Below are 19,655 nucleotides of genomic sequence, written 5' to 3'. Positions count from 1 at the left end.
CCTATCGGCGTGATAACTTTACGTTTGGCTTGCATTGGGCCTGGAGGTTGCGTGGCGAGACGAAGAATGCCGGAACAGCGGGAAAAGAAGAAGAAGGAAGAGTCGGATACCGTACGCGCCGAGGGCGTGGTGGAAGAGGCATTGCCGAATACCACCTTTCGCGTGAAGCTTGATACGGGACACGACATCCTGGCCTACATCAGCGGAAAAATGCGGATCCACTACATCCGTATTCTGCCTGGTGACCGTGTGGTTCTGGAAATCAGCCCGTACGACACGTCGCGCGGGCGCATCGTCTACCGCCGCTGACCGGCAGACCGGGAGCAACACCACAGATTTCGGCGCACGGGAGCGTGGGCAGGGGTCGAGCGCTGCTAATGCAACAGCAGGCGGCGCGAGGAGGAAGCATGAAAGTTCGCAGCAGTGTCAAGAGAATGTGCGACGGCTGCAAGGTGATCCGCCGTCACGGACGGGTGCTGGTCATTTGCAGCAAGGAAGTCAAGCACAAGCAGAGGCAGGGCTGATGGCCCGCGTTGCAGGCGTCGACCTGCCCCGCGAAAAGCGTGTTGAAATCGCGCTGACGTACATTTACGGCATCGGCCTGACCCGCAGCAAGGAAATTCTGGCACGCACTGGGATCAACCCTGACACCCGCGTCAAGAATCTCTCGGAAGGCGATCAGTCCACCCTGCGTGACGCCGTGGAAAAGACCTACAAGGTGGAGGGCGACCTGCGTTCCGAAGTCGGTCAGAACATCAAGCGTCTGATGGACATCGGTGCCTACCGTGGCCTGCGCCACCGCCGCGGCCTGCCCGTGCGCGGTCAGCGCACCAAGACCAACGCCCGCACCCGCAAGGGGCCGCGCAAGACTGTGGCTGGCAAGAAAAAGGCCGCGAGGAAGTAAGCCATGGCTAAGACTACCAAGGGCAAGACCCCGCGCCGCGCCCGGCGCAACATCAGCGCTGGCCGCGCCTACGTGCATGCCAGCTACAACAACACGATTGTGACCATCACTGACCTGGACGGCAACTCTGTCGCCTGGAGCAGCGGCGGGACGATTGGCTACAAGGGCAGCAAGAAAGGCACGCCCTACGCGGCTCAGCTCGCTGCCGCCGACGCTGTGAAGAAGGCCCAACAGACCTTCGGCATGAACATCGTCGACGTGGTGGTGCGGGGCAGCGGCTCGGGCCGTGAACAGGCCATCCGCGCCATTCAGGCCAGCGGCATCGAAGTGAAGTCCATCATGGACGACACTCCTGTGCCTCATAACGGCTGCCGTCCCAAGAAAAAGTTCCGCGCTTAAGTGCGGGCCTAGCGTTTTCGCGCGCGCCCACCTGTCCCGCCGCCGCTGTCCTCGTGTATTCAGACACAGGGCTGAAGCTGCAACCACCAGCGATGGCGGCGGGCAACAGAGGGCCGCAGACCCGGTTGACCAGCAGGGTTGGCCGTACCAAGGAGATCAATAAATGGGTCGTTTCCGTGGATCGATTACCAAACAGAGTCGCCGTGAGGGCATTAACCTCGCGGAAACAGAGAAAGTCCAGAAGTACCTGGACAAGCGCCCCTATGCGCCCGGTCAGCACGGCCAGCGCCGTGGTCGCGGACGCCCCAGCGACTACAGCGTGCGCCTGCGTGAAAAGCAGAAGCTCTCCCGCCTGTACGGCATGGGCGAGAAGCAGTTCCGCAACCTCTTTACCGAAGCCTCCAACGTTCCCGGCGTGACCGGCACCGTGTTCCTGCAGTTGCTCGAACGCCGCCTGGACAACGTCGTGTTCCGCATGGGCTTTGCCAGCACCCGCCGTCAGGCCCGGCAGTTCGTGGGCCACGGTCACATTCTCGTGAACGGCAAGAAGGTCGACGTCCCGAGCTACCGCGTCAAAGTCGGCGACGAGATCGTCGTGGCCGAGGGCAGCCGCTCGATGGGCTTTATCCAGGAGAACATGGAAGCGCAGAAGCGTCGCCGCGTCGCCCCCTGGGTCGAACTGAACCCCGAAACCTTCACCGGTACCTTCGCCCGCCTCCCGGCGCGTGAAGACCTGGCGCTGCCGATCAACGAGAACTTCATCATCGAGTACTACTCGCGTTAACGGAGGCCCCAGTGGATCAAAAGCGCCCTCAACTTAAAGCCCGCGTGGACGGCGATTACGGCGAGTTCGTCCTGGAACCGCTCACGCGCGGTTACGGCGTCACCATCGGGAACCCCATCCGGCGCATCCTGATGTCCTCGATCCCCGGCACGGCTGTCACCAGCGTGTACATCGAAGACGTGCTGCACGAGTTCTCTACCATTCCTGGAGTCAAGGAGGACGTCATTCAGATGATCCTCAACCTCAAGGAACTGGTGGTGAAGTTTCACGCTCCCGGTCCCAAGACCCTGACCCTGCGTGCCCAAGGCGAGGGTGTGGTCAAGGCCAGCGCCTTCGAGGTGCCCAGCGACGCCGAGATCGTCAACCCCGATCTGGTGATCGCCACCCTGGCCGAGGACGGCAAGCTGGTCATGGAAGTGCGCGTGGAAGAAGGCGAGGGCTACGTTCCCGCTGACAAGCACGCCACCAAGGACCGCATCAACTCGATCCCGGTAGACGCGGTGTTTTCCCCTGTTCGCCGCGTGGCTTACCACGTCGAGAACACCCGCGTGGGTCAGCAGACCGACCTGGACCGTCTGATCCTGCGCGTCTGGACCGACGGTTCGACTGGCCCGCAGGACACCCTGGACAAGGCCGTGGAGATTCTGCGCGACGAGCTTAACGTGTTCGGCAACGTGGAAACCCTGCCTGCCCTGACCCCGGAGTTCAGCCAGCAGCCGGTCTACACGCCCAGCGCCCCGGTCATGCCGCAGCCCGGCGTGTACGATCTGCCGCCCACCAGCCCGGCCACGTTGAATCTGAATCCCGGCGACTACCCCGCCGAGATGGATTCGCCGCGCGTGACGCTGGAAGGCCTGGGCCTGACCACCCGCGTGCTGCATTCCCTCAAGGAAGAGGGAATTGATAGCGTGGATGCGCTGTGCGCGCTCTCGGACCGTGACCTGAAAAAGGTGCCCGGCATCGGTGAGCGCAGCCTGGACGAGATCAAGCAGCAACTGGCCCAGTTCGGGCTGGCGCTGCGCGACTAAGCCATTTTCCGGCCTCTGCACAGCGGGGGCCGCGTTCTGAAGGAGAACACCCATGCGCCACGGTAAAGCCGGACGCAAGCTCAACCGCAACAGCAGTGCCCGCACCGCCCTGGCCCGTGCCCAGGCGACGGCGCTGCTGCGCGAGGGCCGCATCCAGACGACCCTCACGAAGGCCAAAGAGCTGCGCCCTTACGTCGAGAAACTGATCACCACCGCCAAGGGCGGCGACCTGCACGCCCGCCGTCTGGTGGCCCGCGACATCCACGACAACGACGTTGTCCGCAAGATGATGGATGAAGTGGCTCCCAAGTACGCCGGGCGTCCCGGTGGCTACACCCGCATCCTACGTGTCGGCACCCGTCGCGGTGACGGCGTCACGATGGCCCTGATCGAACTGGTCTGAGGATCTAGCTGTTCTCAGTCCAGCCCGAGTTGAAAGCCCCTGCCCTGAGCAGGGGCTTTTCGTATTCAGAAGGGCGACGTCCCGCGACGGCGGTGTCCTGATTCCCACTCCTCTTTCCAGCCCAAGGTCATCAAGTGGTCAGCGAGGCTGCCGCGGTATCCGAACGCCTGCGGATCGTCGTCGCCCCGCTGGGTGGCCCCCACGATCAGGCGTTGCAATTCCTCCATCACGTCCACCAGATAGGGGTGCAGGTCAAACAGCAGTTCGCGGTTGGGGCCAGCCTCTAACGCATGCAGCACTGTCGCGACCCGGTGCCGGGCGGCCCGGAGATCGTTCACCAGTGCTTCCCGGGTCTGCGCGTCTGAGAGCGGGTCCACCAGCCGCCGCGCCATGTCCAGCAGGCGGAACGCCTGTGGTCCCAGCCCACCCGGCAGGTACAGGGTATGAGCGACCAGCCGCAGATCCTCCAGAGTCACAGGCTGGGCTGCAGACGTGGTGAACTCCGGCAACCACACTTCCAGAGCGCGGTCCAGTGACGCTTGTGGCGTCCAGCCGGACGCACCACGGGCATAGTCTGCCAGGCTGAACAGCCCCGGCGTATTCACTTCCAGCGGGTTGTTGGGATTGCTCAGGAGGCCCGCCACATGGTCACGCAACTCGGGTGGCCGGCCCACATAGGGTCCCAGGTGCAGGCGGTGCAGGGTGTAGTCATTGGCGTGCAGGTTGTCCCAGATCAGGACCCGGCGGCGCAGCGTCCGGTTCACCTCCAGAATGCTCTGGACGCTGATCTCGGTGGAGACCACCTGCGGTCCGGTCCACAGGATCTCCACGCCGAGACGCAGGCCCTCGCCGAGGACGCGCAGATACAGTGATCCGGCCACGCTGGGCTGCGCACGATCACCGCAGTATTCGGTGGGACAGAACAGCAACTGCCCCGTCTGACCGTCTGGCCAGAGCGTGTCTATGACGTGGTGGGTGGCGGCAATCTGCTCGCGCGCCTGCGCGGCGCGATCTGTGGCGTAGGGGATGTCGTCGAACAGCAGGGAAAAATGCTCCACGCCCAGCCGCTGGACGCTGACGAACTTTTCGGCCAGGGCGCGGCGGTCCTCCGCGTCGGCCCAGTTCAAGTCCAGACCCGGGGCCAGCGCGTACACGAAACGGATGCCGTGCTGGCGGGCGTCGGCAGCCAGTTGGTGTAATGCTGTCGCCTCAGCTTCAGGGTAGGGTTCACGCCACTGTTGACGGTGCCAGCGGTCGTCTTTCGGGGCGTACAGGTAGGTGTCCATCCCCCAGGCGGCCATGCGTTCAAACAGGCGTTCGCGCTGCGCCGGGGTCCAGGGACGGCCATAGAAGCCCTCGATCACGCCGAGAAATGACATGGTGCTCATCGGACCTCCTGATGTTGCATCGTTTGACTGTGGTACGGCGGGCAGCTTAAGGGCTTGGGCATATGAGATCGCCCGCCCTCACCCGTAGACCGGGTTGACCGTGGCATCCACGGCGATGACCTCCACCACGTCACCCACGCGGAGCTGGCCTGTGCGCCGATCATACGGAGCGTCCTGAACAAGGTGTTGCCCGAACACGGCGGCCTTGCCCTGACGGCGCACCCGCGCCAGCGTCCGCAGGGCCTCGGCCCCGCGCGTGCCGTCGGGCTGCACATTCACGATGACGCAACGGGCGCAGCTTTCCACCACTTCAAAGGCCACGGCGTCCGCGTCATCTGGGCCGATGCGGATGCGCCGCCAGAAATCCTCCGCGTACGCCTCGCTGCCCTGGATCACCAGATTGGGACGGAACTCGGCGTGCCCTACCGGGCGTGACAGATGCTGGTTGAAGTCGGCCACTGACGCCTCGCTGATCAGGTGAACGGGATTGCCGTCCACGAAGCTCAACAGGGAGCCGTAGGGTCGGTCAGCGGGCTGCCAGCGCTGGACATCGTCGGGCAGGAAGACCAGATCGAAGTCGCCGCCCAGGACGTCGCCCATCCAGGCGGTCGCCTCTGCCGAGACGGTCACGCCGCTCAGGGGATCGCCCCACATGTCCACCGTCTGCCGCCCGCCCTGGGGCTGCCACGGCACCGTCAGCACGGGTTTGCCGGGCGCGGTGACGTGCAGGCCCGCGTCTGACAGCGCCACCTCGATCAGCCGCATGCTGGAGAACTCACGCTGGGTGACCGGGCGTCCCGCCGCGTCGATCACCATCCAGCGGCGGTCATGGGTCAGGCCACGCGGCCCGATTCCAGAATGCAGAAGCGAGATGCCGCCGGCCGATTTGATGGGATAGATGTACAGGGCACTGACGGTCAGGGTGGGCATGGGCTCCTTGTCGAGCTGAACTTGTCGATTTGAGGGAAGGTCAGGTCACGAATAGCGCTGCGTCCGGGCAGGTCGCCTCCAGCCGCCGGAACACGGCCTCGTTTACGGTCACGCCTGCCGTCTCCAGGGCCAGCAGCACGGCACCGAAGACGGGTTCATGGTGGCTGGCCTGCCACCGCACGTGCGGATGCTCGCCACGCACCCGCTCCATCAGGGCTTCTCGCAAAATGGGGGACCGGTGGCGCATCACCCCCCCGGAGGTGGTCAGCAGATAGTCGCCGCCCAATCCCACCTTGCGGGCGGCGGCCAACGCATAATCGCCCAGCGACGCGCCGTGTTCACGCACGATCCCCAGGCTGGTGGCGTCCCCTGCATCGGCCTGATCGAGCAGAATCCGTGCAAGACGGCCCAGATGCTGGACCGGACGACGATCGCGGCGGGTCAACGAGTGCAGCAGCGCCTCCACATCCGGGCAGCCGAAGTAGGACAGCAAGGGCGCCGTCAGCGCTGTGGGCGGGTCGATGCCCAGTTCAGCGCGGTAGACGGCGCGCAGGGCCCTGGCCGCCAGCTCATCGGCCCCTTCCGGCTCCTGCCAGTAGCTGGTGTGCCACACCGCGCCGCCGGGCGAGCGGGCGGCAATGCCAGCGCTGGTGCCGCACACCACCGTGACCCCCGCGCCGCGCAGAGAACCGGCCCGCAGCGCTCCCACAGCGTCGTTGACCACGGATGACCGTTCGGCGCAGCGCCAGCGTTTCAGTTCGCCCGCCAGAACATCGAAATCCTCGGGCCAGTCGGCCCCGGCGGCACTGAGGGTCAGGGCGGCGAGAGGCCGGTCGGCCAGCCCCGCGCTAGTCCTGGCCACCGCGACGGCACGCTGCAACGCGGCCAGGGCGCGGGCACGTTGAACGTAGATGTTGCTGCGCCCCGCGCGGCCCCAGCCCAGCACCGTGCCCGAGGTGTCGGCGATCAGCGCAATGGTCTTGGTGTTCCCTGCGTCGATGCCCAACACCAGTTCGCTCACGTCCAGGCGGCCCCGTCCGCAATCACGGTCAGCGCCGTGCGTCTCAGGAAGGAGGCGGGCACCTCCGGTGTTTCCGGTCCCTCCAGCGTGGCGTGCAGGATGCCCCGCTTGCGCACCCCGCTCACCAGTAGCAGGGTCTGGCGCGCTGCCAGAATGAGATTCATCCCCGCTGTGATGGCTCCCGCCGGCACCGTCAGCTCACCCCAGTAGGCGCGGTTGCTCTCCAGGCTTGCGGGCGTCAGCTCCAGCGTGCGTGTCGGCGCGTCCATGGCGCTCGGCGGCTCGTTGAATCCCAGATGTCCGTTCGGCCCCAGCCCCAGAATGGCCAGATCGAGCCCGCCGAGATTTCGGATCGCTGCCTCGAACTGATGGGGATTCTTCAGCCGAACCGTGCGCGTGATGCCCAGCGGCTGCACGAATGAGCGCCGCATCCAGCCCCACAGGCTGCGCGGATCGTCGTCATCAATGCCCAGGTACTCGTCGAGCTGGACGGCGGTGACGCGGCTGAAATCCACCTCACCTGCCTCCACCCGCCGCGCCAGTTCCGCGTAGGTGGGCATCGGCGTGTGGCCCGTCGCCACCAGAATGCTCAGATCGGGTTTCGTCCTGACCTGTTCCGAGATGAAGTCGGAAGCAGCCTGGGCCAGCCCCTCCGGGTTCGGTTGAAGCTGGAGGCTCACGCCAGTCACCACAGCCGCTCCGGTAGATGCTGAGCGTGGGCGTGCGCCAGGGCCTCGTACAGCGTCTGCGCCAGCGGCAGCGTCCGGACCAGCGGGTTGCTGGTCAGCGCCTGGATAGCCTGTCGCCGCGTGCCGTCCCAGGCAGCGTCGGCGGCGAGCTGCTGGTATTCACCTAGCGCCGAGAGCAGCCCGCGGACGGGCGGGGGCACCCGGTAGCCGGCGACGGGCCTCACGCCCTGGCGGTTCACCAGACACGGCACCTCCACCACCTGCGAATCGGGAAAGTCGGCGATGGCGCCGCCGTTCACCACATTCGTCGGCCAGACCTCATGGCGGTCGTTGAACACGGCGTCCATCACGTCCACCGCCACTTCCAGTTCGAAGATGCCGCCGCGTGACAGTTGCGGTTCCAGCGTCGGATTCGGGGCGTCCAGTTGCTCCGCGTAATGCTGCCAGTAGCTCGGCACGTCCGCCAGTATGTCCTGTGCGCGGGTGGTGGATCTGGCGCTCAGTTCGGCCAGCATTTCCTGCTCGAAGTAGTAGTACTTCATGTACGAGGCAGGCAGGCTGTCCATGGTGACCGCCAGTTCCACCCAGCGGCGCGTCCAGTCGTCCTGGATGCCCCCCTCCAGCTTCTGTGCCAGGACCGGAAGCATGGGCTGACCGTCGTATTCCGCCTCCGCGCTCCAGCAGGCGTGGTTGAGACCCAGCATCACGGCACGCACCCTGTCGGGGTCAAGCCCGACGAGCTCGGCCAGCTCGGCGGGAAAGACCAGCGGTCCCTCGCACAGCGACACCACGCGAACCGGCGAGTGATCGGCCACCGCCTGCGCCACGATATTCACGGGATTGGTGTAGTTGAACAGCAGGGCGTCCGGGCAAATGGCCTCCATGTCCTGCACCAGCCCGCGGGCCACATGAACTGCCCGCAGCGCCATGAAGAAACCGCCCGCCCCCTGCGTTTCCTGACCGATGGCCCCGTGAGACAGCGGAATGCGTTCATCCTGATGCCGCGCCTCGAAACCGCCGGGGCGGTAACTGGACAGCACCCCGTCGCAGCCGTCCAGCGCCGCCTTTCTGTCGGTGGTGGCGCTGATCTTGAGGTCGGCGCCCTGTGCGGCGGCCATCTTGCGGGCCAGGCGGCAGACCAGATCGAGTTTTTCCTCATTCAGGTCGTGCAAGACGATTTCCGAACCGGCGAAGTTCGCGGCCTGGCGAATGAACGAGGCGACGGTGCCGGGGCCACGTGTGCTGCCGCCGCCGATGTAGGCGAGTTTGACCTGGGCCATGTGCATGTCCTTGTGAAATGGGGTGACGGCGTGTCGGGGGGTGCTGGAGGCCGCTTAATCCCCCGCGCCCACCACGCCCCCGCGCCGCGCCTGAATGGCCGGATCGTGCAGGATGCAGCGCGCCGTATGGCCCTGACCCACGTCGTAGATCTTCGGCAAACCATCCCGGCATTCGGGCAGGGCGTGAGGGCAGCGCGGCTCGAATGGACAGCCGGGCGGCAGGGTCTTCAGATCCGGCACCTCGCCGCGCGCCTCAATCTGTTCCGGCACCAGTCCCGCGTCGGGTTTGGGGGCGGCACTCTTGAGCAACTGGGTGTAGGGGTGCTGGGGGCGGTCAATCACTTCCACGGCGGGGCCGAGTTCCACCAGCGTTCCGGCGTACAGCACGGCAATGCGGTCAGACATGTACCGCGCCCCGGCCAGATCGTGCGTGATGAACAGCATGCTCAGCCCCTCCTGATCCTTCAGATCCAGCATCAGGTTCATCACGTCCAGACGGATCGAGACGTCCAGCGCCGACGTCGGCTCGTCGGCCAGGATCAGTTCGGGGCGGGCAGCCAGGGCGCGGGCTATGCCGACGCGCTGACGCTGGCCCCCAGACAGTTCGAAGGAACGTTTGGAAGCGTAGGTGCTGGCGGGCGACAGGCCTACCCGTTCCAGCAATGCGTTGACCTCCGCCTCCGTATGGCCGCGCGCCAGACCGTGAATCTGGAGGGGCCGTTTCAGCGTGTAGGCCACCGGATGCACCGGGTTGAGACTGGCATACGGGTCCTGAAAGATCATCTGGACGTTCTTGCGCACCTTCTTCAGGGCGCGTCCTCCCAGCCGGCGCGGCACCGGCTGGCCATTCAGGCGGATTTCACCTGAAGTGGGGGTATGCAGGCGGGCGATCAGGCGGGCGATAGTGCTCTTGCCGCTGCCCGACTCGCCCACCAGCCCCAGCACCTCGCCGCGTGCGATGGAGAAGCTCACGTCGTTGACGGCCACCACGCCGCCCGACCGGCCGCGTGCCCCGAAGACTTTGCGGAGATTCACGATCTCCAGCGTGTTCGGAGTCCCGTGGGGAGGCAGAACGTTAGTTGAGGTTGACGCTACGGGCTGGCTCACGGCTCACCTCCAGCTTGAGGTCTACGGCGGCGTTCGGGCTGTCGTGGATGGTCTGTTCCTTGAGCGCGGCCGAGACCGTGGGATCGTACAGAAAGCAGGCCGCCGTCTGCTCCTGGGCGACGGTGAAGGTCTGAAGGGGTTTGACGTCGCACACGCCAGGCATGCGTCTGGCGCAGCGCTCGAAGAAGGGACAGCCGACGATCTCTGCGCTCAGGGATGGCGGCTTGCCGGGTATGCCGCTGCGGCGCGTTCTCGGCCCGGTCATCGGTGGAAACGAGTTCATCAGTTGCTGCGTATACGGATGGGCCGGGTGCGCGTAGAGCTGATGCGCGGGGGCCAGCTCCACCACCTCGCCCGCGTACATAATCGCTACCCGGTCACTCATCTCCACCAGCAGCGACAGGTCATGGGTGATGAAGATGATGCTGATGCCCAGGCGGCGGCGCACGTCGTTGATCTCCTGCAGGATCTGCCGCTGCACCACCACGTCCAGGGCCGTGGTCGGCTCGTCCATCACGATCAGTTTGGGCTCCAGGGCCAGTGCGATGGCAATCACCACGCGCTGTTTCATGCCGCCGGAGAGCTGGTGTGGGTAGGCGTCCAGGTAGGAGGCCTGAATGCCCACCAGATCGAACAGTTCACGGGCACGGGCGTCAAGTTGCTGCCTGTTCGTGACGCCGTGCGCCTGCATGGCGTCATAGACCTGCTCGCGGACCTTCAGCACCGGATTCAGCACGTTCATGGACGCCTGGAACACCAGACTGAACTCCTTCCAGCGCACCCGCCTCAATTCTTCAGGGGACAGCCCCAGCAGATCGTGTTCGGCCAGGCGCACCGAGCCGCCCAGTACCGCGCCGGGAGGATCGAGCAGCCGCGTCACGGCGAAGGCCAGCGTGCTCTTGCCGCAGCCCGATTCTCCGGCCAGGCCCAGCAGCTCGCCTTCCCGCACGTCCAGGGACACGTCCCGCACCGCACGCACCGTGGGACCGGGGTTCAGGTAGCCTACGTTCAGCTCACGAATGCTCAGGAGGGTGTCGGGGTTGCCCGCGGCCGCTGCCTGGGCGGGCCGGTGGCGGGCCGGCTTTCTGAATTTGCTGCCTCCCAGTCTGGGATTGCTGATCTCGTCAATGGCGAAGTTCAGCAGCGCAAAGGACGTGCCCAGCAGGGCGATCCCTAGTCCAGGCATCGCCACCCACCACCACGCACCCTGCAGCAGCGCGCCCTTGGCCTGCGCCCAGTACAGCATGGTCCCCCAGGTCACCAGAGACACGTCGCCCACGCCGATAAACGACAGGCTGGCCTCGGACAGCACGGCGTACAGCGCCGCGCCGAAGAAGTTGGCGGCGATGAGGCCGGCCATGTTCGGCAGCATCTCGCGGAAGATGATGCGGCCCGGCCCCTCGCCCGCGACCACCGCCGCCTGCACGAAGTCGCGCTCGCGCAGGGCCAGCGCCTGGGACCGCAGCACCCGCGCCCCGAAGGCCCAGCCGGTGAAGCTGATCACCAAAATGACGGGCCACACGCCCCCGCCGCGCAGGAAGGCGCTGGCCACGATCACCAGCGGCAGCCCCGGCAGCACCAGAAAGACGTTGATCAGGGTGTTGATGGCCTCGTCCACCCAGCCGCCCAGGTAGGCGGCGGCCAGCCCGAAGGTGACACTCAGCAGCGTGGCGATCAGCCCGGCCACGAAGCCCACCAGCAGGGTCAGACGCGCGCCGTAGATGAACTGCGCGAAGATGTCCTGCCCCAGCGCCGTGGTGCCCAACCAGTGCTGCGCCGAGAGCGGCAGGAAGGGAGCGAATTCCAGCGAATTCGGATCGTAGGGTGTAAGTAGCGGCGCGCACAGGCTCGCCAGCAGCAGCAGCAACAGGAAGCCCGCCCCGAAGACGCTGCGCGGCTGGCCCAGAAAGCGGCGCAGGCCGCTCACGCCCGGCCCTCGCGGATGCGCGGATCGAGAATGACGTTCACGAAGTCCACCAGCAGGTTGGCCAGCAGTACCGCCAGCGCGATAAAGAAAAAGATTGCCTGCATCAGCGGATAATCCAGATTCGTCACCGACTGGTACAGGTAGAAGCCCAACCCCGGATACGAGAACACGATCTCGGTCAGGATCGAGCCGCCCACCACGAAGCCAAGCGCCATCCCGAAGGCGGTGAAGCTGGGCAACAGCGCGTTCCGCAGGACGTAGCGGGTGATGATGCGGCGTTCGGTCAGGCCCTTGGCGCGCGCAAACGCCAGATAGTCCTCCCCGGCCACGTTGATCACGTTGTTGCGCATGGTGATCAGCCAGCCGCCCACCGAGGTGACCAGAATGGTAAACACCGGCAGCGCCGCGTGCCGCAGCAGCGAACCCCACCACCCCGCGCTGAAGGTGTTGCCGGGAAACGGATCGAGCGCGCCGCTCAGCGGAAACCACCGGAGCTGAAAGGCAAAGATGTACAGCAGGATCAGCCCGAACCAGAAGTACGGCATGGCGTTCAGAAACAGTGCTGCGGGGGTCAGACTGTCCGCCACGGCCCGCCCACGCCGCCAGCCGCTGTACAGGCCCAGAGCGCTGCCCAGCACGAAAGAGATGATGGTGGTCACCCCGATCAGCCCCAGCGTGTACGGCAGCGCCATACGGATCACGTCGATCACGGGCGTGGGAAACAGGCTGATCGAGCGCCCGAAATCGCCGCGCAGCAGGCCCCCCAGGTAGCTCAAATACTGCGACATCGGACTGCCCAGATCGTTCAGACCGTAGGCGATCTTCAGCGCGTCGACCGCCGAGGGGTCAAGGCGGCCCTGGTACTTGGCGAGCATCACGCTGACTGGATCGCCCGGCACCAGGCGCGGCAGTATGAAGTTGAGGGTGGCCGCCACCCACAGGGTAAAGACGAAAATGCCCAGTTTTCTGAGCAGATAGAGCATGCTGACCTCCTCGGATCGGCGGCGAGGGGCGGTCATTCCGGGAACGCAGGAACGAAAAACCGCCACGTTAAACCGCCTATTGCCAGAACGGAAGGGGAGAGCGGGAAAAGCATCGCGCCGCTCTCCCTCCTCCTCCCGCAGCCTTACTTAGGCTTGACGTTCAGGTACAGCAGCCGCGCGCCGTTGGTGTCGTCGGGCGAGGAATCGTTGTAGGGGTTCTCGGCGCTGGGGAAGCCGGTGAATTTGCTGGTGTTGAACAGGCCGAAGTTCACCCGGTCCGTCAGCGGCACCCAGGGCTGATCCTTCATGACCGTGCTGACGATGGTGGAGATGGCCTTTTGCTGCGTGGCCTGGTCGCTGGTGGTGCGGAAGGTTTTCAGGGCGCTGGTGATGGCCGGATTGGTGTAGCGCGACAGGTTGCTGGGGGCCGTCTTGCCCACCGCAGCCGAGAAGTCCGGATTGAAGGCGGCGTTGAAGGTATAGAAGGGCGTCGAGCCATTGCCCCAGCCCCAGCTGATGCCCATGTCGTAGCTGCCGGTCTGGAGGCCACCAGAGTAGCTGCCCCACGCCTGCTGGTCGATGCTGGTGTTGATCCCCACCTTCTTGAGGTTGTTGCCGATCACCTGTGCCATGGTAATAAAGTCCGTCCAGCCCGCGCCCACCAGGATCTTGAAGCTGGGCAGCGCCTTGCCGTCCTTGCCCAGGCGGTTGCCGCTGCTGTCCTTCTTGTACCCGGCGGCCGTCAGAGCCTTGTCGGCAGCGGCCACGTCGAAGGTGGGCTTGGCGGCGGCGGTCAGCCACTGCTTTTGCTGACCGGGGAAGATGGCGGCGGGGTTGGCCGCTGGAACTGCGCCCGCATAGGCTTTTTGCGCGACCTCCTTGGTGTCGATGGCGGCGGCCACGGCCTTGCGGAAGTTCACGTCGTTGAACGGCGCTTTGACCGTATTGAAGTACAGGAAATTGATGTTGTTGGTGGGCCACCAGTAGCTGGCGTCCTTACTCTTGGCGGCGTAGGCCTTGGGATCGGAGATGCCCACGTAACCAAAGTCGGCCTCGCCGCTCAGCAGCTTGAGCTGGGCCGCGTCGTTGCTGCTGGTGGCCACCCACACCAGCGCGTCCACGTAGGGCTGGTTGGGCATCCAGTAGTTGGGGTTCTTCAGCACCCGTAGCGCCTGCTGGCTGTAGCTGTCGGCCACGAACGGCCCGGTGCCCACCGGCTTGGTGTTGGCGAAGGTGCTGGGATCCTTGACATCCTTCCACAGATGCTGGGGCACGATGGGGGTGTTGGCGATGAACTGGAACATCGGCGTGTTGGCCGCAGAGAAAGTGAAGACCAGGGTACTGGGATTGGTGGCCTTGACCGCGCTCAGGCCGCCCTTCCACAGCCCGTTGGTGTCCAGGGCCGGATTGGCCTTGAGGTAATTGAAGCTGAAGGCGGCGTCATTTGCGCTGAACGCCTGGCCGTCCGTCCACTTGACATTGGGCCGGGTGGTCACCGTCAGGGTCTTGTTGTCCTTGCTCCAGGCGTATTTGGTGCCCAGCACAGGGGTGACCCTGCCGTTGATCGAGTTGACGAAGAACAGACTCTCGTAAATGGCCGAGTTGGTGGGCAGCAGGTGCTGATCGCCGGGCACGAAAGGGTTGTAGTTCTCCGCCCCCCACTGGGTCGAGCGCACGATGGTGAACGTGGACTTGGGGTTCTGCGCATGGGCGGCGCTGCCAAGGGCGGCGGTCACGATCAGGGCAAGCGAGATGATGGTCTTGACGTTGCTTTTCATGGGATTCCTCCGGTACGAAAAGGGGCGAGGGGCCGCTGAACCGACTTGGAACGTGTGGGCGCGTCATGGTGGGCCGGTGGACTCACGCCGCACCAGTTCCGGCGCAAAGGTCACCGATTCAGCGTTCAGACCGGCGATCAGGCGCAGCGACAATTCTGCCGCCGCCGCGCCCATCGTGCGGGCGGGCTGCCGGACGCTGGTCAGACGTGGGTACAGCAGCGAGGCGATCACGGCGTCGTCGAAGCCCACCACGGCCACGTCGCCGGGCACCTGCAGGCCGCGTCGGTGCAGGGCGCGCAGGACGCCCGCCGCCATCAGGTCACCGGCCACGAAGATGGCGTCTGGTGTACCGCCGCCCTCCAGCAGCGTGTCGGCGGCCCACGTCCCTGAACGTTCGGAGTAATCGCCTTCCGCGCGGCGGTACGTCAGCCCTGCCTGGCCCAGTGTCTCCGCAAAGCCCCGCTCCCGCTCCTGACTCTCACGGCCTGGGGCACCCAGGTAGGCCAGTTGCCGTCGGCCCACACGCAACAGTTCAAGGGCGGCCAGCCGTCCCCCCTCGGCATTGTCCAGCTCCACCCGGAACGGCAGCCCAGCGTGTTCGGGAGAGATCTGAACCCACTTCACCGCGCGCAGGGCAGGTGGAGAGCTTTCTAGAAGCGAATTGATGACGATGCCGCCGTCCACCGCGTGCCGTAGCAGGTGCTGCGTCGCCGTGAGTTCGCTGCCTGCGTCGTCGTGGCTGGACGCTAGCAGAATGCTCATGCCCTGCTCGCCCAGCACGGCCTCGATGCCGCCGATCATCTCGCCGTACAGGGGAAAGGACACGTTCGGCACGATCAGCCCCAGCAGTTCGCTGCGCCCGCGCACCAGGTTGCGGCCCAGTGAACTCGGCGCGTAGCCCAGCGCCTCCGCGCGCTCCAGCACCCGTTGCCGCGTTTCCGGACTGACCGAGGCGGCGTCGTTGAAGACCCTCGACACCGTGGCAATCGACACCCCCGACAGCCGCGCCACCTCGCGGATTCCCGCGCCGCGTGGGCCAATTGAGGATAGGGAAGTGGTGGTTTCGCGCATCACGCCTCTCAGGGATTCAAGGAGGGGGACAGCTGCACAACAACGGACAGAAACTCATGGAATGCGGGGGCGGCCACAGCCAGGTGCCGGGGTTGAAAACGTTACATTAAGGACGATCTTAAGGTAAGCCGCTGGGGATGAGAAGTCAAGTGGAAGCGAACGGATGGTCACAGAGAAGGGGAATCACCGCCCCACACGTCATGTCAGGCATTCCTGCGCGTAGGGCGTCCGCTGCCTGCCACGGAGTCCACAAGGCGACGCAGGGCTGCGCGACTGAGCGACAACTTGCGGGACGCCATGCACAATGGGCCCGTGCTGTGCTCCGCCCCCATCCTGACCCCTGAGATCGCCGCCCTGCTGGGCCGGGCCATGTTTCCTGATCCGGAGCGAATGGTCCGTGCGCTGGAGGCATACCGCACGGAAGCAGATCGCAAAGTGTTCGTCTGGATGGTCGGCGGCGAACCGGTGTGTGCGGCAGGCTTGCGGGTGGCCGGCCCTGAGGCGGAAGTCCTCCACATCGGCACCCGGCTGGATCAGGTTGGGCGCGGCTTCGGGCACGAACTTCTGCGTGGCATTGCCGCGTCCCTCGGACTCTCCCAGCTGACGGCGGAGACGGACGAGGATGCGGTGGGTTTTTACAGGCGGGGCGGGTTTGAGGTGCGGAATGCCCCAAACAGGGGAGAGCGGCGCAGGTTCTTCTGCACTCTCAGTCTGGAGCGCTGATCCCGAAAGCTCTCCAGGCCGCCCGCAGATCAGGGTGGGGGATCAGCAATCTGGCCTGCGGCGAGGCCATCCAGCCCAGGAACCAGTGTGTCCCTGCCTCCAGGCCCTGCTCCAGTGCGCTCCACAGTTGGGCGTGGTACGGGGGAACGCCGCCCTGGTCCCACTCCAGCTTGTCGGCCAGAAAGACCACCATGTCCAGCGGCGTGGGCTGGGCGTGCAGGGTCGTGTGAAACCGGATGGCCTGCAAGATGCCCGCGTCGGTCACCCCATACAGTTCGCGGGCCAGCATCACGCTGAGCTTGGCGTGCAGGAGCATGGGCACCTGACGTTCTTCTGGCACGATAGGCAGTCCCAGACTCTCGCACAGGGCTGGCATCTTCGCGCCGGAGACGATGCCGCCTACATCGTGGAGGAGCGCCGCAATCTCTGCGTGGTGAGGATCGACATCGAAACGCTGGGCCAGCCTGCCTGCTTCCCGGGCCACACGCGGAACGTGTTCGCGGGTGATCCCCCGGCTATGCGCGGCGAACAGGGCGTCCACGTCTGCCGCCAGCTCCCCGGACGGCGCACAGGTGCGTTGCAGGGTGGTCAGCCACTCCGCGCCGTCCACAGCCCTCACCTCGCCCGAAGTTTCTTGCGTTCCTGCACGGCCAGTTCGTCTACCCGCTCGTTCTCGCCGTGCCCGGCGTGGCCCTTGACCCACACGAAGGTCAGGGCGTGTGTCCTGGCCTGCTCGATCAACGCTTCCCACAGATCCTGATTCTTGACCGGTTCCTTGCCCGCCGTTTTCCAGCCGTTGCGCTGCCAGTTCAGAATCCAGCCGTCGGTGAAGGCCTTGCGCAGGTACTGGCTGTCGGTGATCACGCGCACCTGGCAGGGCCGCTTGAGGCTCTGGAGGCCTTCGAGGAGGCCGCGCAGTTCCATGCGGTTGTTGGTGGTGCCCTCCTCGTTGCCGCTCAGGACCAGTTCATGCTCCCCAGCGCGCAGGATGCAGGCCCAGCCGCCGTGTCCCGCGGCCGTGTCACACGCGCCGTCACTGAACAGGTCCACCACATTTCCGGCAACCGGAACGGTGGGCTGGATGCCCGCTTTCAGCGGCAGCAGATCGCGCGCCTTGTCCTGCGCCTTGCGGGCGGCAGTCTTGGGGAATGAGGTTCGGGGGCGCGTCACGCCCGGAACTGTAGGCAGCCAGGCTGCGTAGTGTCAAGCATGAAGGGTCAAGCATGAGCCCCACTGTCCTCGCCATCCCCGAGGCGGACCGCACCCCGGCGGTGCTGGTCCACCTGTCGCCGCTGGCGGGCTTCCTGTTGCCCACCCTGGGCAACGTGCTGGGACCGCTGGTGGCGTGGCTGGCCTTGCGGGACCGCAGCCCCGCGCTGAACCAGCAGGGTAAGGAGGCGCTCAATTTTCAGTTGAGCATGTGGGTCTACGGCGTCGTCATCGGCGTGCTGGCCTTCGCCCTGTTCAGTCTGGGGGTCATCGGCGGGGCGCTGGGCACGGCAGCAGGCTCGGAAGATCTTGGCATTTTTGCCTTTCTGGGCACCTTTGCGGCCTTCTTTGTGTTCTTCGTGCCGCTGCTGCTGCTCCTAAGCATTATCCCCTTCATCTTTATGATCGTGGCGGTGGTGCGGGTCAGCTCCGGCCAGCCCTACCACTACCCCCTGAGCATCCGCTTCGTGCGCTGAGCGCCCCGGCCCCTGGGATGGCTCTATTCTGTGCCCCATGCGAATCATGGCTGTGTTTGCCCACCCTGACGACGAGATCGGTTGCGCTGGCACGCTGGCGAAGCACGCGGCGCGCGGCGACGAGATCATGCTGGTCTGGACGACGCTGGGCGAACTTGCCAGCCAGTTCGGCGATACCTCACACGAGGAGGTGACCCGTATCCGGCGCGAGCATGGAGCATGGGTGGCCGACAGGATCGGCGCGAAATACCACTTCTTCGACATGGGGGACAGCCGCATGACTGGGGGCCGCAACGAGGCGCTGCAACTGGCCCGGTTGTACGCCACTTTCCGGCCCAACGCCGTCATCACCTGGAGCGACGATCATCCGCACCCCGATCACCGCATGACGGCCAAAATCGCCTTCGACGCGATCACGCTGGCCCGCATTCCCAAGATCGTCAACGAGCAGGGTGACGGTCAGGCCATGCCCCCGGCCCCCGATCTGAGCGGCGACGACGCCGTGGAGAGCGGTGAGGACGTGCGCCGCCTGGAAGCGTGGCGCGATCCGATCCGCTTCTATCAGTACTTCGCCCCGGCCAGCCCCTATCCCGAAGTCTTCGTGAACATCGGGGACACGCTGGAGACGGCGGCGGCCATCGCCTCGTACTACCGGGATTTCTACAAGTGGCAGTGGACGGACGAACTGTTCCGCGAGGGCCGCGCGGGGGCCGGACGGCTGGCCGGGGTCAAGTATGCCGAACGTTTCAACCTCCGCGCCAGCCACCTCCGGGCGCGGGACTACTTGGACTGATGGGTGCTCACCGGGGCTAGCCGCCCAGCGCCTTGAGCACGTCCTCCGGCATGCGGGCCGGGCGATACTGTTTGTCGGTGGTGATGTGGCGGGTTTCTCCGGTCGCCACAAGTTCCTCGCCGCGCAGAACCTGATAGATGAATGTGACGGTGCGGCTGCGAATGGCCGAGATCTGCGTGGTTACGGTCAGTTCGTCGTCGTAGCGTGCGGCGCGGCGATACTCCACGTTTAGGCCCGAGAGCATCAGGTAATAGCCGCGCGCCTCGATCTCGGTGTACGGCAGCCCCAGCTCGCGCATCAGGTCCGTGCGTCCCACCTCGAACCACACCGGGTAGGTGGCGTGATGGACGACGCCCATCATGTCGGTTTCGGCGTAGCGCACCCGGATGGTGGTCTGGATGGAGACGCTCACAGCAGGTTGTCCTCGGCCGCGCGGAATTCCAGCGTGGGCGTGCGGCGCATGCGCACCTGCTGAGCAACCTGCCGTTGCAGGTGGCCGCGCGCGTGATCCAGGGCCTCGAGCAAGTCGGGCATGTCGGCCCCCAGAGCACTGACGTACACACGCGCCAGACTGAAGTCTGAGGTCAGGGTCACGCGCTCGACGGTCACGATCAGCGGCACGCGCGGATCACGCAGACCGCTGATCGCCTCGCTGAGGACACGGGTGATCTGGGACTGGACCTGTTCGGGCTTCATGCCTGGAACCTGGGGAGAGCAAGACGGCAAAGGATCATCCCGTCATGCTAGAGCATTTGTCCAAAT

Annotated in this window: 24 protein-coding genes; 10 read left to right on the top strand and 14 right to left on the bottom strand. The window is 65.5% G+C overall.

The window, feature by feature from the left end; translation table 11 throughout:
- Window positions 1-66 precede the first annotated feature (66 nt).
- The 7 genes from infA to rplQ all read left to right on the top strand — a co-directional run bounded on the left by infA (window position 67) and on the right by rplQ (window position 3,518).
- A complete protein-coding gene (gene infA, locus HNQ08_RS15650; RefSeq protein WP_029476435.1) occupies window positions 67-309 on the top strand; it encodes a translation initiation factor IF-1 in 243 nt (80 codons plus the stop codon).
- 98 nt (window positions 310-407) lie between these two features.
- Window positions 408-524 (top strand): 50S ribosomal protein L36, encoded by a 117-nt coding sequence (rpmJ, locus tag HNQ08_RS15645; protein ID WP_039682902.1) that lies wholly within the window; start codon window positions 408-410, stop codon window positions 522-524.
- Window positions 524-904 (top strand): 30S ribosomal protein S13, encoded by a 381-nt coding sequence (gene rpsM / locus HNQ08_RS15640; protein WP_184134044.1) that lies wholly within the window; start codon window positions 524-526, stop codon window positions 902-904. The genes rpmJ and rpsM overlap by 1 nt, the downstream gene beginning before the upstream one ends.
- A gap of 3 nt (window positions 905-907) precedes the next feature.
- Window positions 908-1,303, top strand: coding sequence for a 30S ribosomal protein S11 (gene rpsK, locus HNQ08_RS15635; RefSeq protein ID WP_184134035.1), 396 nt, complete (start codon window positions 908-910; stop codon window positions 1,301-1,303).
- Between the two features lie 163 nt (window positions 1,304-1,466).
- Window positions 1,467-2,087 carry a 30S ribosomal protein S4 gene (gene rpsD / locus HNQ08_RS15630; protein ID WP_184134032.1) on the top strand — a complete coding sequence of 207 codons (621 nt, stop codon included), beginning with the start codon at window positions 1,467-1,469 and terminating at the stop codon, window positions 2,085-2,087.
- Between the two features lie 11 nt (window positions 2,088-2,098).
- The gene (locus HNQ08_RS15625) at window positions 2,099-3,115 is read left to right on the top strand and encodes a DNA-directed RNA polymerase subunit alpha (protein WP_184134021.1); all 1,017 of its coding nucleotides are present in this window, start codon (window positions 2,099-2,101) and stop codon (window positions 3,113-3,115) included.
- A gap of 52 nt (window positions 3,116-3,167) precedes the next feature.
- On the top strand, window positions 3,168-3,518 hold the full coding sequence (gene rplQ / locus HNQ08_RS15620; RefSeq protein WP_184134019.1) for a 50S ribosomal protein L17: 351 nt from the start codon (window positions 3,168-3,170) through the stop codon (window positions 3,516-3,518).
- Between the two features lie 65 nt (window positions 3,519-3,583).
- Here the strand turns inward: rplQ and HNQ08_RS15615 are convergent, their stop codons facing one another.
- From HNQ08_RS15615 to HNQ08_RS15570, 10 genes are all read right to left on the bottom strand, one after another.
- Complete coding sequence (locus HNQ08_RS15615; protein ID WP_184134016.1) at window positions 3,584-4,906, bottom strand: beta-N-acetylglucosaminidase domain-containing protein; 1,323 nt, start codon at window positions 4,904-4,906, stop codon at window positions 3,584-3,586.
- A gap of 78 nt (window positions 4,907-4,984) precedes the next feature.
- Window positions 4,985-5,836: an MOSC domain-containing protein gene (locus HNQ08_RS15610; protein WP_184134014.1), complete on the bottom strand. Its 852-nt coding sequence runs from the start codon at window positions 5,834-5,836 to the stop codon at window positions 4,985-4,987.
- A gap of 40 nt (window positions 5,837-5,876) precedes the next feature.
- Window positions 5,877-6,857, bottom strand: a complete 981-nt coding sequence (locus tag HNQ08_RS15605; protein WP_229790072.1) for an N-acetylglucosamine kinase — start codon at window positions 6,855-6,857, stop codon at window positions 5,877-5,879.
- Window positions 6,854-7,546: a 6-phosphogluconolactonase gene (locus HNQ08_RS15600; protein ID WP_229790073.1), complete on the bottom strand. Its 693-nt coding sequence runs from the start codon at window positions 7,544-7,546 to the stop codon at window positions 6,854-6,856. The genes HNQ08_RS15605 and HNQ08_RS15600 overlap by 4 nt, the downstream gene beginning before the upstream one ends.
- Window positions 7,543-8,826, bottom strand: coding sequence for a family 4 glycosyl hydrolase (locus tag HNQ08_RS15595; protein WP_184134011.1), 1,284 nt, complete (start codon window positions 8,824-8,826; stop codon window positions 7,543-7,545). Before HNQ08_RS15595 ends, HNQ08_RS15600 begins: the two co-directional genes overlap by 4 nt.
- Before the next feature lie 54 nt (window positions 8,827-8,880).
- Window positions 8,881-9,861: an oligopeptide/dipeptide ABC transporter ATP-binding protein gene (locus HNQ08_RS15590; protein WP_184134009.1), complete on the bottom strand. Its 981-nt coding sequence runs from the start codon at window positions 9,859-9,861 to the stop codon at window positions 8,881-8,883.
- Window positions 9,862-9,901: 40 nt separating this feature from the next.
- The gene (locus HNQ08_RS15585; protein ID WP_184134006.1) at window positions 9,902-11,860 is read right to left on the bottom strand and encodes a dipeptide/oligopeptide/nickel ABC transporter permease/ATP-binding protein; all 1,959 of its coding nucleotides are present in this window, start codon (window positions 11,858-11,860) and stop codon (window positions 9,902-9,904) included.
- Window positions 11,857-12,843: an ABC transporter permease gene (locus HNQ08_RS15580; RefSeq protein WP_184134004.1), complete on the bottom strand. Its 987-nt coding sequence runs from the start codon at window positions 12,841-12,843 to the stop codon at window positions 11,857-11,859. Before HNQ08_RS15580 ends, HNQ08_RS15585 begins: the two co-directional genes overlap by 4 nt.
- A 143-nt stretch (window positions 12,844-12,986) precedes the next feature.
- Window positions 12,987-14,621: an ABC transporter substrate-binding protein gene (locus HNQ08_RS15575; protein WP_184134001.1), complete on the bottom strand. Its 1,635-nt coding sequence runs from the start codon at window positions 14,619-14,621 to the stop codon at window positions 12,987-12,989.
- A gap of 63 nt (window positions 14,622-14,684) precedes the next feature.
- Window positions 14,685-15,692, bottom strand: a complete 1,008-nt coding sequence (locus HNQ08_RS15570) for a LacI family DNA-binding transcriptional regulator (RefSeq protein WP_184133999.1) — start codon at window positions 15,690-15,692, stop codon at window positions 14,685-14,687.
- Between the two features lie 312 nt (window positions 15,693-16,004).
- Here HNQ08_RS15570 and HNQ08_RS15565 point away from each other — a divergent pair, with 312 nt between their 5' ends.
- Window positions 16,005-16,415 carry a GNAT family N-acetyltransferase gene (locus HNQ08_RS15565; protein WP_184133996.1) on the top strand — a complete coding sequence of 137 codons (411 nt, stop codon included), beginning with the start codon at window positions 16,005-16,007 and terminating at the stop codon, window positions 16,413-16,415.
- On the opposite strand, the gene yqeK is transcribed toward HNQ08_RS15565, so the two are convergent.
- Both yqeK and rnhA read right to left on the bottom strand, forming a co-directional pair.
- A complete protein-coding gene (gene yqeK, locus HNQ08_RS15560; protein ID WP_189366225.1) occupies window positions 16,399-17,034 on the bottom strand; it encodes a bis(5'-nucleosyl)-tetraphosphatase (symmetrical) YqeK in 636 nt (211 codons plus the stop codon). The genes HNQ08_RS15565 and yqeK overlap by 17 nt on opposite strands.
- A complete protein-coding gene (gene rnhA, locus HNQ08_RS15555; protein WP_184133992.1) occupies window positions 17,031-17,585 on the bottom strand; it encodes a ribonuclease HI in 555 nt (184 codons plus the stop codon). Before rnhA ends, yqeK begins: the two co-directional genes overlap by 4 nt.
- Window positions 17,586-17,638: 53 nt before the next feature.
- On the opposite strand from rnhA, the gene HNQ08_RS15550 reads away from it, so the two are divergent.
- Both HNQ08_RS15550 and HNQ08_RS15545 read left to right on the top strand, forming a co-directional pair.
- The gene (locus HNQ08_RS15550) at window positions 17,639-18,100 is read left to right on the top strand and encodes a DUF4870 domain-containing protein (RefSeq protein WP_184133989.1); all 462 of its coding nucleotides are present in this window, start codon (window positions 17,639-17,641) and stop codon (window positions 18,098-18,100) included.
- Window positions 18,101-18,137: 37 nt separating this feature from the next.
- Window positions 18,138-18,893, top strand: coding sequence for a PIG-L deacetylase family protein (locus tag HNQ08_RS15545; RefSeq protein WP_184133987.1), 756 nt, complete (start codon window positions 18,138-18,140; stop codon window positions 18,891-18,893).
- A gap of 16 nt (window positions 18,894-18,909) precedes the next feature.
- Here HNQ08_RS15545 and HNQ08_RS15540 read toward each other — a convergent pair whose 3' ends face one another.
- Entirely contained in the window at window positions 18,910-19,305 is a 396-nt protein-coding gene (locus HNQ08_RS15540) for an acyl-CoA thioesterase (RefSeq protein WP_268240016.1), read from the bottom strand.
- On the bottom strand, window positions 19,302-19,589 hold the full coding sequence (gene rbfA, locus HNQ08_RS15535; RefSeq protein WP_184133984.1) for a 30S ribosome-binding factor RbfA: 288 nt from the start codon (window positions 19,587-19,589) through the stop codon (window positions 19,302-19,304). The genes HNQ08_RS15540 and rbfA overlap by 4 nt, the downstream gene beginning before the upstream one ends.
- Window positions 19,590-19,655: the final 66 nt, after the last annotated feature.

Origin of the sequence: Deinococcus humi (assembly GCF_014201875.1) — a bacterium.
GTDB classification, from domain to species: Bacteria; Deinococcota; Deinococci; order Deinococcales; family Deinococcaceae; genus Deinococcus; species Deinococcus humi.
Note: the sequence above shows the minus strand (reverse complement) of the source record. Positions and strands in the feature narration are given on the sequence as shown.